The sequence below is a fragment of the Bacillus sp. BB081 genome (assembly GCF_008368895.1).
GTDB lineage: Bacteria > Bacillota > Bacilli > Bacillales > Bacillaceae_G > Bacillus_A > Bacillus_A wiedmannii.
Window position 1 is genome coordinate 1 of the sequence record NZ_QOZX01000088.1, and the last position, 12,961, is coordinate 12,961.

A 12,961-nucleotide genomic window follows, 5' to 3' on the forward strand; every position below is an offset into this window, starting at 1 on the left:
GGGTGAAGTAAAAGAGAGTTCTAGATTAATTTAAGTAGTGTAATTTAGTACGAGCATAATAAATTGTACGTACTATTTAAAGAAAGGGTGTATGTGGTGCAAATGATAAAAAGATTAATTAACAAATCAGTTTTATTACTTACTATAATCGTTATGTTATCCTCTGTTTTCTCTTTTCAAAGTGTAAAGGCAGTTTCAAATTCGAAAACAACTGAAGTTATCATTCATTACAAAGAACAGTCTGGAAATACAAAGGATTGGAACCTTTGGTTATGGGGAGAAAATGCGAATGGTAAATCATATGAATTTACTGGTGAAGATGAATTTGGAAAGTACGCTAAGATTAATATAGATGGTGACTATGATCGTGTAGGATTTATCATTCGTACGAATGAGTGGGAAAAAGATGGTGGCGATCGTTGGATTGAAAATATAAAGGACGGTCGTGCTGAAGTATGGATTCTTTCTGGTGATGAAAAAGTATATAACTCTAAGCCTTCTTCGGATCTATCAATTCAAAAAGCAACTATTGATAGTTTCAATGAAATTACTGTAACGACTAATGTGCCGTTTCATATTAAGGAACGGAAAATTGAAATTGAAGGCATTAAAATTAAGAATATTAGTCCTTATGATATAAACAGTGGAAATATTACGAATAAGGTGAAAATAATTACGGAGCAGAAAATTGATTTAAAACAGACATACAAAGTTAAAATCGAAAACGTAGCTGATACGTATACCGAAATCGGTAAAGTCATTCGTAGTGAGGAGTTTGATCATTCATTTTATTATGGTGGTAACGATTTAGGCAATATATATACACCACAACATACAAAGTTCCGTGTATGGGCTCCTACTGCGAGTGAAGCGAAGTTAGTTACATATAAAAAATGGAACGATAAAATAGGTACTGAAATAAACATGCAACAAAGTGAAAAAGGCACTTGGAAAGCAGAACTTACAGGGAACCAAAAAGGTCTCTTTTATACGTATAAGGTGAAAATTGGTGATAAGTGGGCAGAAGCAGTTGATCCGTATGCGCGTGCTGCTTCTGTAAATGGAGATAAAGGTGCAGTTGTCGATTTAGAAGACACAAACCCTAAAAAATGGAAAACGAATAAAAAGCCAAAATTTAAAAATCCGGAAGATGCAATTATTTATGAATTGCATGTACGTGATCTTTCTATTCAGCCCGAAAGTGGTATAAAACATAAAGGAAAATATTTAGGTGTAACTGAAAAAGGAACAAGAGGGCCTAAAGATGTGAAAACAGGACTTGATCATATGAAAGATCTTGGTGTTACACACGTGCAGCTTTTACCGATATTTGATTATGCATCAGTAAATGAAGAGAATTTAAACGAACCACAATATAACTGGGGATATGATCCGAAAAACTTCAACGTTCCAGAGGGATCCTATTCTACAAATCCATATGAGCCAACTGTTCGAATAACTGAATTAAAGCAAATGATTCAAACACTGCATGATAATAATCTTCGTGTTGTAATGGATGTAGTATATAACCATATGTATAACGCTGCTGAATCTAATTTTCATAAGTTAGTTCCAGGTTATTATTATCGTTACAATGAAGACGGAACATTTGCAAATGGAACCGGAGTAGGAAATGATACAGCTTCAGAGCGAAAAATGATGAGAAAATTTATGGTGGATTCGGTCACATACTGGGCAAAAGAATACAATTTAGACGGATTCCGTTTTGATTTAATGGGTATTCATGATTATGAAACGATGAATGAAATACGTAAAGCTGTTAGTCAAATTGACCCTTCTATTATACTGCATGGGGAAGGTTGGGATTTAAATACACCTCTTGCTGCTGAATTGAAAGCAAATCAAAAAAATGCAGAGAAAATGAAAGGGATTGCTCATTTTAACGATAATATACGAGATGGATTGAAAGGTAGTGTATTTGAGGAGAAAGAAAATGGCTTTGTAAATGGGAAGGAAAACATGGAAGACCGTATTAAAAAAGGGATTACAGCAGGCATTGACTACGATATAAATTCGTCTACTTATCAAGATCCGGAGCAGGTGCTAACTTATGTGGAAGCACATGATAATCATACATTATGGGACAAACTTGAGTTGACTAATCCGAGTGACAGTGAAGAAGTGCGAAAACAAATGCACAAATTGTCTTCTTCAATTTTATTAACATCACAAGGTATTCCATTCTTACATGCAGGACAAGAGTTTATGCGCACGAAATATGGTGATCATAACAGTTACAAATCTCCTGATTCAATTAACCAAATGGACTGGTTGCGCCGTGCAGCATTTAATAATGAAGTAGATTATATGAAGGGCTTAATAGAATTACGCAAAAAGTACACAGCTTTTCGAATGACATCTGCAGAACAAATTAAAAAGTATATAACTTTTATCGATGTTCCAAAAAATGTTGTGGCTTATTCAATAAAGGGAAATGGGAATAAAAACGAATACTTTATGGTGGCTCACAATGCTAATAGGGAAGCGGCTGACATAACACTTCCATCGAAAGGTCCGTGGAAAGTACTAGTAGACGGAAAACAGGCAGGTAGTAAAACACTTTACGTTGTCCATGATAATAAAATTAAAGTTCCTGCGTTAAGTTCATTAGTTTTAAAAACAGAGACACCGATTAAATAAATGCAAAAAGTGAAGTGAAGATTGTTTTCACTTCGCTTTTAAAGTTAAAGTAATATAATTTCACGTACTGTAATTTTATTACAATTTAATAAACAAAAAGAGAAGAACTCAACAAGGTTCTTCTCTTTTTTATGTGTAATTAGGGTTTACATATAGGTATATGGGCATGTGATACTACCCCATATAAGAGAACATTAACTTGCTTATTTTTGTATTAAAAGGTGCACTTTTTAAAATGACGTGATTTCTATGAGCAACATTAACAATTCCCATTTAGATATTTAAATAGGTTCTCTATATTTATTGTATATACATTAAATTAAGCTTAACCTTTCTCTTTTTCTATAATTCCCTTAAATGGACAAACTTCTTACCAATATTCAAAATCGATTACGCTTTTGGATTGGTTTTTTGGTTTTTCTTGAACAGGTCAATGAATAACTACACATAAACTCCTTATATCTCTAGATAAACTACCGATTAGCTCCATATAGACTCTAGATAACATCTTTAGAATACAAGTTATCAAGGAGGTAAGAAAAAATGAATTTTATGAAACGCGCAATTCTCAGTATGAAAAAAAGGATAGGAACATCATTAATTTTGATGGCAGTATTTCTGGTTGTTACAAATTTGGTTCTTTCAGGGTTCACAATCCAAAATGCATCAAAAAAAGCAGCGGATGCAGCAAGAAAAAAACTTGGTGCAGATGTTACTTTAGGTCTTGATTTCGACAAATTAGGTCAAAAAGCTAAGGAAACTGGAGAAATGCCAAATCCGCCGCAGCTCGATACAAAAGAAACAGATCAATTAGCGAAGTCCAAGTATGTAAAAGACTATAATTACATAGCTAACACTTTCGGTATTTCTGATGGACTTAAACTAGTAGGAGCTTCAGAAGAAGAAGGAAAAGGTAAAGCGGGAATGGCGGCTGTGCGAGGCGGTTCAAGCTCTGGTACAGAAATAGATATGAATGCTTCTTTTATGATTGAGGGGGTCCGCAAGACTGCATTACAAGAAAGCTTTAAAAACGGAAAAAGTAAAATCATTGATGGAAAACCAATTACAGAGCAAATGAAGGATCAGAATGTAGCTTTAATGGAAAAACGATTATCGGAATTAAACAATTTGAATGTAGGAGACAAAGTTAAAGTGCAATCAGGGGATAAGAAGGAAACCCTCGAGATTGAAATTATCGGTATTTACGAAACGAATGAGCAAGCAATGGGTCAACAGGCTCCTCCTATTATGGATCCAGCTAATAAACTATATATGCCGCATTCAACTATGAAAAAATTAGAAGTAGACCAAGGTATAAGTAGTGTTCAAGTCGTGTATTTCTTGAATGATCCACAATATATTGATGCATTTAAAAAAGAAGCAAAAAAATCTAATATTGATTTTAATTATTATAAATTAGATGCGCATGATTCATTGTACAAGCAAATGATTGGTCCTATCGAAAATATCTCTTCGACTTCTCAAATGATTATTTATATTGTATCAATTGCAGGTGCGATTATTTTAGGATTAATCATTATGCTTTCAATTAAAGGACGTCGTAAGGAAATGGGGATTCTGTTATCTATTGGAGAGAAAAAGTGGAAACTGATGGCACAGTTTGTAGTAGAAGTAGTATGTATCGCTATTTTAGCATTTGGAGTATCCATAACAACAGGAGCCAAAGTTTCTCAATTTATAGGGGATAATTTACTTTCGAGTGAAATTGCTACAACAAGCGAAGAAACGGACACCATGCGAAATAATAGTACTGTAATGATGTCTGGACCTGGTGGTACTCTACAAAATCAAAAAGAAGATCCAATTGATAAAATTGATGTAAGTGTAACAGGAGAAGATGTAGGGAAAATGGGGGGGATTGGACTAGCTATTGCTATAATAGCAACGCTTCTTCCAGCATTATCAATTCTACGTTTAAATCCAAAACAAATTCTTTTAAAAGATGAATAAGGAGGCATAATATGGAAACAATTTTACAATTTAAAAATTTGGATTATTATTATGAAAGTAATGGAAAAAATGTAGCGATACTAGACAATGTTAACTTTTCTTTTCAAAAAGGGCATTTCTACACGATTTTAGGACCGTCTGGATCTGGTAAAACCACAACGCTAAGTTTAGGTTGTGGACTAGATGTCCCTAAAAATGGTTATGTACTGTATAATGGCAAAGATATTAGAAAAATTGGTTTGGATCGATACCGTAATCAAAATGTATCAGTAATTTTCCAATCTTATAACTTAATTACCTATATGACAGCTCTTCAAAACGTCTTAACAGCAATGGAAATTACAGGTGTTAAAGTGAAAAATAAGACGGTAAGGGCATTAGAGTTATTAGAGAAAGTAGGACTCACAGAAGCTGAAGCGAAACGAAACGTCCTGCAACTAAGTGGGGGGCAACAACAGCGTGTAGCAATTGCTCGAGCACTATCTTGTAATGTTGATTTGCTGATTGCAGATGAGCCGACAGGAAACCTCGACGAGGAAACCACAATGGATATAATAGAACTGTTTCAAGAACTTGCACATAAAGAGAATAAATGCATTATTGTTGTGACGCACTCACAGGAAGTTGCTAAAAAATCAGATCGTGCAGTGTATTTAAGTAAGAAGAAGTTGGTCGTAAATGAAATCTAATATAAACATCGTAGCTGTTCAATTTACATAATTTTCAAAATGCAGCCCTTTCAAAAGCTTATATTTGATTTATAATAAAATTAAGCCATAATCAAAATGGTCTCCCTGTACTGAATATTAAAATAGTTTGTTGTTCCCGTTTTAATAATATTTGAAAAAGAACTTGTAGGATATTCTACAAGTTCTTTTTATTATAATTGGTTACCTATATCATGGGATAATCACACATAAAAAACGGGACATTACCTAGATATATAAATCTAAATGCTGTCCCGTTTAACTGTGTATCTGTATAGTTAGTGCAGAATTAAACCTACAATCATAATTAAACTAAATACTATTATCCAACCAAACGCACAATAGCCAAAAATTCTAATCCATTTAGGTAATTGATTCATGTTAATTTTATTTGAGGGAACTCCCTGCATAGAAAACATCATTTTTTGATCTCTATCTCTATTATTTTGTTGTTCATACATAACATCATAACCTTTCCAGAACTATTGTGTTTATAGTATATCAGCCTAAAGAAAATTATGTACAGAAAAAGATGGGATAGCATATATATTATGTGGTGAATTTTATAAATAAATGCATTTAATTGCCATGGTTCTAAGCGCTAATCCGTTATAAATACTGAAAAAGAACCCTACATAAATAGGATTCTTTTTCTTCAAATATTAACTTGCTGGATATACATCAGAACCAAGGTAACGTTCTTTTATAATTTGAAGATGATGAAGCTCATGACCAGCAATGATGTATGCTAATGCACGAACTGTTACTTCAGAATTGTTCGCATTTCCCCTTTGTAACCAGGCTTCTTTATCTAAGCTTCTAAGTAAATACACGGTAGATTGGCGAACAACTATTAAAATCTCAAGAAGATCTTGCATAGATTGCTTATCAAAAGCAGCTCTAAGAACATACATATCATCATTATAGCCTGGAAGTTCTGCTGTCTCGCCTCGAGCAATAGATAGCAATCGATACGCCATAATACGTTCTGTATCCGCTATATGACCGATTACTTCTTTTATACTCCATTTAGTAGGAGCATACCGGAAAAGTCCCTCACTATCAGAAATTCTCTTTAATAAAAGATTCGTTTCCTTCATTTGTTGTTCTAGAATATGTATGATATTTCCGTCTGATACCAAGTTGGTATACGTTGCATAATAGGAGTTATATTCACTTACCTTTGGTCTTATTTGCATACGAATCATCCTTTATGTTTTATGTTTAATCTTTACATATAGCTTATCATAAAAGAATTCCAAATTAATCTGAAAAATGGAGGCAAATATGCATTTTTCATCCTCCTTTTCAGTTTCATAGATGAAATGCATCCCAAATAAGAGAATCTAATTTGCTGCTAAGTGGGATTTCGTTTTTTTGCTGTTATAGTAGAAGGTGAATATTTAAGTTGAATACAGTTTGTCACTTCTTTTGACAATCGCCATTTAAGAAGTAGCATATATCATTAAATGAAAAGCCTGTTAATAAGTTTATACTACAAAAACAAACAAACTCGTCCTATTTAAAGGAGAGTTTGTTTTTGTGTTTAGATAATGGAATACTCATGCTAAATTGCACACTATGTTCCATATTTTTTATAGAATATTTTATATCTAGTCTTTCAAGAATTTGTTTAACAATATATAGACCTAAACCACTTCCTCCAGTATTTCGATTCCTTGATTTTTCAATTCGATAAAATGGTTTGAAAATTTGTTGTATATCTTCATCTTTAATATTGATACCTATATTTATAATTTGCATTTTAATTTGACCTTGTTTAGAATCCTTACTTAACTTTATATAGACTTTTTCATTATGTGGTGAATACATAACTGCATTATGGATAATATTTTTACATGCTTTTTCAAAAAGAACACGATCTGTATAAACAGCAAGGTCAGAGTCAATTTCTTTTATTATTTGGATGCTTTTTTGAGAAGCAAAAAATTCGAGATCTTTTGTGATTGTACCTATTAACTTTGAAAGATTAACTTCTTCTATTTTTAGTTTAAAAGTGTGTTGTTCTAACTTTGACATACTTAAAATTTCACGAACTAATTGTTCCATACTTTCAATAATTTGATGATTTTTCTTTAAATATTGATCACGATTTTGATAAGGGCCAATATTGTATATCATCCCTTCTAAGTATCCTTTCATTACAGTAAGAGGGGACTTTAATTCATGTGCTACAATCGCAAAAAACTCTCTGCGTTTTGTTTCTATTTCTCTTTCTTTTTCAATATCATTTTTTAATTGTTCATTTGCTTTTTTTAAATCAAACATAGCTTGTTGTAAGTTAATAGACATGTCATTTAAACTATTAGATAATTCTCCTAACTCATCTGTAGAGCGAACCTCAATTTTTTCGGAGAAATCTAAATTTGCCATCTTTTGTGCACCCTCATTAATATAAATAAGTGGCTTTGTAATAAACCTGGAATAGAAATAAGCACTCCCTATACCAATTACGATCACAATGATACTAATATAGGGGAGAAAGCGCACTAATACTTGCGAAGCTTCATCAATCGGTTGAAATGTTGCGAACACTACAAGCGTTAAACTACCATCTTGGAATTGAATTGGTTCCGTAACATTATATGAATTGCTAATGGTACCTGCATTCTCAAATCGTGTGGCTTTAGTAACTACTGTTGTTTGTGTACCACTTTGAATAAAAGAAAATGAAGGCGAGTAAATAATTACTCCTTCTTTATTTTGAAGCGAAAGCATCGCGTTATTTTTTTTTGCGTATTCATCAAAAAGTGGTATCGCATCTTGAAACGTAAGATCTTTGGACTTATCAATTATTTCTTTTATCCCTGTTTGAAGTTGATCTGTTTTGTATTGCTCATAAAACGTAGGGAGAAAAAAATATAAAGTTAAATAAATTAACACTGCAAAGGATAACAAAATGAGAGATGTAGTCATAAAGAGTTTATAAGTAATTTGCTTCATCTTCATGACTTTTACAATTCTATTCATCAACTTTATAACCAATACCTTTTATTGTTTTAATATAGGGGATAGCTAGTTTTTTACGTAGGTTTTTAATATGTGTATCTATTATTCGTGTTTCCCCAAAATAATCGTATCCCCAAACTTTTTCTACGATATTTTCTCTTGTCAGTACTTTTCTCTCATTTTGAAATAGTAGTTGTAGAATTTCGAACTCTTTTGTCGTTAAGAAAATTTCAAAATCATCTACATATACTCGATATGCATCAACATCAATGCGCACTTCTTTAAATATCAAATGATTATTTATATTTTTATCATAACTTCTTCTAAGTACAGCTTCGACTCGTCTAATCAAAACATGAAACGAAAAGGGTTTTGTTATATAATCATCAATCCCAAGATCGAACCCTTTCATTTGATCTTCCTCTTCTTCTAATGCAGTTAGCATAATAATTGGTATGTTTGACTGACTTCGAATCATTTTAGCAACTTCAAATCCATTAAGATTGGGCATCATTACATCTAGAAGAACTAAATCAAAGGATTGCTTATTAAATTGTGTCATACCCTCTAGTCCATCTGAAGCAACTACTACTGTATACTGTTGTGTCATTAAAAATTGTTTAATTAATTCCTGAATTTCTTGATCGTCCTCAACCACGAGGATATGATAGTTTTTCATAATATCACCTCTGGTAGTCATTATAGCCGTACTATCTGTAGTTTATGTGGAGATACAGTAGGAAACTTCATAAGACGTTTAACGTATTAACTCCATTTTCAAGATTGTGTATTCTCCGTAAAAAAGGATTATTACCCATATTCCTTTTTTATGGAGGAATATTTGTGTGCTTGAAAAAACTTATCATATAAAAAGCTGAACGATTAATATTTACGAAAAACTAATGTATAATAATGTAAATTGCATGTAGTTTTTTTGCTAATTTAGTAAAAGCCTAAGGTTCGAACTAAGGATTATTTAAATCATGTGAGAAAGGTTGTGAAATTATATGATGGGTTATAAAGCAATGCTGTTTGATTTAGATGATACGTTACTTGATAGAGATAAAGCAGTAGATAATCTGTTTTTATTAGTTTTGGAAAAGTGTTATGAGGATGTTAGTGATACAGTTAAAAACAATATGCTACGGAAATTCAAAGAATATGATAAAAGAGAATACGGCATGAGTGATAAAACGATAGTTTTAGAATCATTGTTTGATGAATTCCCGCCGAAGTATAGGTTGCAACGCAATTATATCCAAGATTTTTGGAATAATAATTTCCCTAAATGTTTTTCAATAGACAAAAATACTATTCATTTCTTAAATCATATAAAGAAGCACTTTGAAGTTGGAATTATAACAAACGGCTCAACGCATAGACAAAAAGCTAAAATAATTAACACGAATTTAAACAACTACTTTGATACGATTATTATTTCTGAAGAAGTAGGATTGAGTAAACCTGATAAACGTATATTCGAACTAGCATTAAATAAGCTTAATATGCAACCAGAAGATGTATTATTTATTGGAGATGACTTAGAAAAGGATATTGCTGGTCCTCAAAATACAAATATAAACGGTGTGTGGTTTAACCCTCAGAAAATCAAGAATACTACCCAAATACAACCATATGCCGAGATTAACACTTTGGATAGTTTGTTAAGTTATGTTAATCCACAATATTTTTATAACAAGTAAAAGCAATTTCATATATATATTCAAAAATATAAAAAGAGAAACTATCATTAATTTCATTGACCGTATTAGTAATAAAAAATAGATATTTACAATAAAAAATAGTGGCGATTTTAATAGTTGCGGCTAATTTAATCTATGGTTAATACGAAGTTTTTTAAAATAATTTTACTCATACTGTGTAAATTATAAAGGGGTGGGACTATGGAAATAAAGAAAGTAGTAATCGATGGAATCAATATTGCGGTCATTAGAAACGATAAGGTATTAATATCGGATGTTCAGTCTGCATTAGATACTATGGCAACAGTTCAATATGAGGTAGATGCGAAACATATTATTATCCATAAATCTTTAATAAGTGAAGATTTCTTTGATCTAAAAACGCGCCTTGCTGGTGATATCCTTCAAAAGTTTATAAATTACAGAGTAAAGATTGCTATCATTGGAGATTTCTCTATGTATACGAGTAAAAGCTTAAAGGATTTTATTTATGAATGTAATAAAGGAAAAGACATTTTTTACTTAGCAACTGAACAACAAGCAATTGAAAAACTAAGTACATTAGAATAATAACAATACCTCTTTTTCATGTCGTTTATTATTTACAACATATAAGAACTGATGTTTGTGATAAACTAAGAGATGACTAAAGGGGGAGTTTTCTTGAACAAATTTAATGATGTAATCCGAAAATTAAACAATATAATTTACAAACCTAACAAATTAATAATCACGAATCTAAAAGAAGAAAAGCAAAACGCCGAATATGCAGGATGTTTATTCCACTTAAATCATAAAAGTATTCGTTTTAGAATATCAAAAATTACACCTAATAAAATTGGTCAATTTGTTTCTTTTTGGGAGAAAGATGACCATATGCAAAATCAAGCATTTTCTTATGACGCTGCTCCTGGCTTATTAGTTATCACTTGTATTGATGATAATAAACTAGGACAATTTATTTTCCCTAAAGAAATTCTACTTAAAGAAAAAATATTAAAAACGCAAAGTCAAATAGGGAAGATGGCTATGAGAGTGTATCCAATTTGGGATACCCCTGAGAGCAACCAAGCTAAAAAGAGCCAAATGTGGCAACTTCAATATTTTGTTGATTTAAGCGATCATAATAATTTACCCATAGACAAACTATTACATTTGTATTCGTAGCTTCTTATCTTAAGTAATCTTGTGGGTTAGACTTTTTGTACCGGTACAGTTAAACGAAATGTACATTGTTTCAGTACCCCATCAAATTTACAATTAGCATATATTATTTTAACTTATACATTTTAAGGGGTGCTGAATATGACAAGTCTACAACATAAGCTGTTTGCAAGATTGAATCTTGCAAACAGAAGTGAAGTAAAGTTTGAAGAATTAAATACAATTCTCTTTGCATTTGCACACACTATACCGTTTGAGAATTTAGATGTTATAGCACGTAATACGAATACAATTACTATGGAAAATTTACAGAATAAAATTTTAACTACATCCCGCGGCGGACTTTGTTATGAATTAAATACTCTTTTTTACTACTTTTTAAAAGATTGTGGTTATGATGTACAGCTTGCACTTGGAACCGTATATAAAAATGAAATCAATGCATGGGCACTTGAGAATGGACATATAACGATTATTTTAAAGTATGCTAACGAACGATACTTAATTGATGTAGGTATTGCTTCCTTAGTACCTTTAATCCCTATACCTTTTACTGAAGAGCCTGTTTCCTCTAAAAATGGTTCGTATCGAGTGAGAAAACGAGACACAAGTAAAGGAAATTACGTTCTAGAAAGAAAAGATACAAACGGAGAGTGGAAAGTTTGTCATGCCTTTTATAATCGTATCATTGATGAGACAGTAGTGAACGATGTTCAAAAAAGAGTAATAGAAGATGAGAAATCTATTTTTAATAAGGGACCAATTGCAGTGAAATTAACGGACTATGGCCATGTCTCTTTAACGAATACGAGTTTAACCGAAATAATTCATGGAGAAAAAACAAAACGGGTAATTACAGAAGATCAATATAGGGAGCTATTAAATACTTTATTTGCTATTGAGTGGAGATGAAATGAATAGCTAGCCGGTTCTTACGCAGAATCGGCTATTTTATTAACTTTAATTTAAAATAACTATTAAAGTTTAATTTTATTAATAGATATAATACACTAGAATAGTATGTACAATGAATTTTGAATGTAAAGGAAGATTTTTATGTCAATTATTGATAAATTGAAACTTAATAAGTATACAAATATGGTCGTAATGAATGAACCTAGTGATTATGACATTTTTACAGGGAAAGAAACTGCATTTTCAAAAGAACACGATGCCATTTTTATTTTTGTAGAAACACTTGATGAAATGGTGAAACAAACGAATTATATTATTAGTAATGAAGAATTACTAATTGAAAAAGGCTACATATTCTTCGCATATCCGAAAAAAGGTAATTCTCGTTATAGTACGTTTATTCACCGTGATGAAATGTTTCCAGCATTAAACGTTGGCGAAGATGGGTATGTAGGACAGAGTGATATTAAATTTACTCGAATGGTAAGCATGGATGATGTCTTTACTGTAGTGGGTTTAAAGCGTGAAAAGAAAAAAGAGAAGAAAACGCCTGCTATGAGTCAATGTGTTGCCGATTATGCAGATCGTATTCAAGATGTTGAAGCATTATTGGCTAATCATCCGAATGAACTTAAGTTTTATCAAAGTTTAACACCTGGATATCAAAAAGACTGGGCACGTAATTTATTTTCTGTAAAACAAGAAAAAACACGTGATAAACGTCTTGAGAAAATGATTGAAATTCTTTCACAAGGCTATAAAACAATTGAATTATTCCGTAAGAAGAAAAAATAATGGCTAGGAACGTCACAATGATGCAATAATTAATTACGCTTAGCACATTGAAAAAAGGATTCCTTTCAGTATACT

General features: G+C 31.7%; 12 protein-coding genes. 8 read left to right on the forward strand and 4 right to left on the reverse strand.

The window, feature by feature from the left end; translation table 11 throughout:
* The first annotated feature begins 96 nt into the window (after window positions 1–96).
* The 3 genes from pulA (at window position 97) to DN394_RS25695 (ending at window position 5,321) form a co-directional block, all read left to right on the forward strand.
* Window positions 97–2,661 carry a type I pullulanase gene (gene pulA, locus DN394_RS25685; protein WP_149294366.1) on the forward strand — a complete coding sequence of 855 codons (2,565 nt, stop codon included), beginning with the start codon at window positions 97–99 and terminating at the stop codon, window positions 2,659–2,661.
* A 543-nt stretch (window positions 2,662–3,204) separates the two neighbouring features.
* Entirely contained in the window at window positions 3,205–4,632 is a 1,428-nt protein-coding gene (locus DN394_RS25690; protein ID WP_149294367.1) for an ABC transporter permease, read from the forward strand.
* Window positions 4,633–4,643: 11 nt separating this feature from the next.
* Complete coding sequence (locus DN394_RS25695) at window positions 4,644–5,321, forward strand: ABC transporter ATP-binding protein (protein ID WP_000447847.1); 678 nt, start codon at window positions 4,644–4,646, stop codon at window positions 5,319–5,321.
* A gap of 296 nt (window positions 5,322–5,617) precedes the next feature.
* Here DN394_RS25695 and DN394_RS25700 read toward each other — a convergent pair whose 3' ends face one another.
* The 4 genes from DN394_RS25700 to DN394_RS25715 form a co-directional block, all read right to left on the reverse strand.
* Window positions 5,618–5,800 (reverse strand): hypothetical protein, encoded by a 183-nt coding sequence (locus DN394_RS25700; protein WP_097916943.1) that lies wholly within the window; start codon window positions 5,798–5,800, stop codon window positions 5,618–5,620.
* A 201-nt stretch (window positions 5,801–6,001) separates the two neighbouring features.
* Window positions 6,002–6,538, reverse strand: a complete 537-nt coding sequence (locus tag DN394_RS25705; protein WP_097916945.1) for a DinB family protein — start codon at window positions 6,536–6,538, stop codon at window positions 6,002–6,004.
* Window positions 6,539–6,857: 319 nt separating this feature from the next.
* Window positions 6,858–8,330 carry a sensor histidine kinase gene (locus DN394_RS25710; RefSeq protein WP_149294368.1) on the reverse strand — a complete coding sequence of 491 codons (1,473 nt, stop codon included), beginning with the start codon at window positions 8,328–8,330 and terminating at the stop codon, window positions 6,858–6,860.
* A complete protein-coding gene (locus DN394_RS25715; RefSeq protein WP_097916948.1) occupies window positions 8,323–8,988 on the reverse strand; it encodes a response regulator transcription factor in 666 nt (221 codons plus the stop codon). The genes DN394_RS25710 and DN394_RS25715 overlap by 8 nt, the downstream gene beginning before the upstream one ends.
* A gap of 331 nt (window positions 8,989–9,319) precedes the next feature.
* On the opposite strand from DN394_RS25715, the gene DN394_RS25720 reads away from it, so the two are divergent.
* The 5 genes from DN394_RS25720 to DN394_RS25745 all read left to right on the forward strand — a co-directional run bounded on the left by DN394_RS25720 (window position 9,320) and on the right by DN394_RS25745 (window position 12,886).
* On the forward strand, window positions 9,320–10,012 hold the full coding sequence (locus tag DN394_RS25720; protein ID WP_141475028.1) for an HAD family hydrolase: 693 nt from the start codon (window positions 9,320–9,322) through the stop codon (window positions 10,010–10,012).
* A 201-nt stretch (window positions 10,013–10,213) separates the two neighbouring features.
* Window positions 10,214–10,582, forward strand: a complete 369-nt coding sequence (locus DN394_RS25730; protein WP_046959590.1) for a DUF4180 domain-containing protein — start codon at window positions 10,214–10,216, stop codon at window positions 10,580–10,582.
* Between the two features lie 93 nt (window positions 10,583–10,675).
* A complete protein-coding gene (locus DN394_RS25735) occupies window positions 10,676–11,179 on the forward strand; it encodes a MepB family protein (RefSeq protein ID WP_141475026.1) in 504 nt (167 codons plus the stop codon).
* A 138-nt stretch (window positions 11,180–11,317) separates the two neighbouring features.
* Window positions 11,318–12,088: an arylamine N-acetyltransferase family protein gene (locus DN394_RS25740; RefSeq protein WP_149294369.1), complete on the forward strand. Its 771-nt coding sequence runs from the start codon at window positions 11,318–11,320 to the stop codon at window positions 12,086–12,088.
* Between the two features lie 144 nt (window positions 12,089–12,232).
* Window positions 12,233–12,886: a YdeI/OmpD-associated family protein gene (locus DN394_RS25745; protein WP_098849164.1), complete on the forward strand. Its 654-nt coding sequence runs from the start codon at window positions 12,233–12,235 to the stop codon at window positions 12,884–12,886.
* Window positions 12,887–12,961: the final 75 nt, after the last annotated feature.

What these genes read in the sequence shown, in the direction of transcription:
- DN394_RS25695 (WP_000447847.1), top strand. Translation starts at nt 4,644, where the DNA reads ATGGAAACAATTTTACAATTTAAAAATTTGGATTATTATTATGAAAGT.
- DN394_RS25710 (WP_149294368.1), bottom strand. Translation starts at nt 8,330, where the DNA reads ATGAATAGAATTGTAAAAGTCATGAAGATGAAGCAAATTACTTATAAA.
- DN394_RS25730 (WP_046959590.1), top strand. Translation starts at nt 10,214, where the DNA reads ATGGAAATAAAGAAAGTAGTAATCGATGGAATCAATATTGCGGTCATT.
- DN394_RS25745 (WP_098849164.1), top strand. Translation starts at nt 12,233, where the DNA reads ATGTCAATTATTGATAAATTGAAACTTAATAAGTATACAAATATGGTC.
- DN394_RS25720 (WP_141475028.1), top strand. Translation starts at nt 9,320, where the DNA reads ATGGGTTATAAAGCAATGCTGTTTGATTTAGATGATACGTTACTTGAT.
- DN394_RS25715 (WP_097916948.1), bottom strand. Translation starts at nt 8,988, where the DNA reads ATGAAAAACTATCATATCCTCGTGGTTGAGGACGATCAAGAAATTCAG.
- DN394_RS25740 (WP_149294369.1), top strand. Translation starts at nt 11,318, where the DNA reads ATGACAAGTCTACAACATAAGCTGTTTGCAAGATTGAATCTTGCAAAC.
- DN394_RS25700 (WP_097916943.1), bottom strand. Translation starts at nt 5,800, where the DNA reads ATGTATGAACAACAAAATAATAGAGATAGAGATCAAAAAATGATGTTT.
- DN394_RS25690 (WP_149294367.1), top strand. Translation starts at nt 3,205, where the DNA reads ATGAATTTTATGAAACGCGCAATTCTCAGTATGAAAAAAAGGATAGGA.
- DN394_RS25705 (WP_097916945.1), bottom strand. Translation starts at nt 6,538, where the DNA reads ATGCAAATAAGACCAAAGGTAAGTGAATATAACTCCTATTATGCAACG.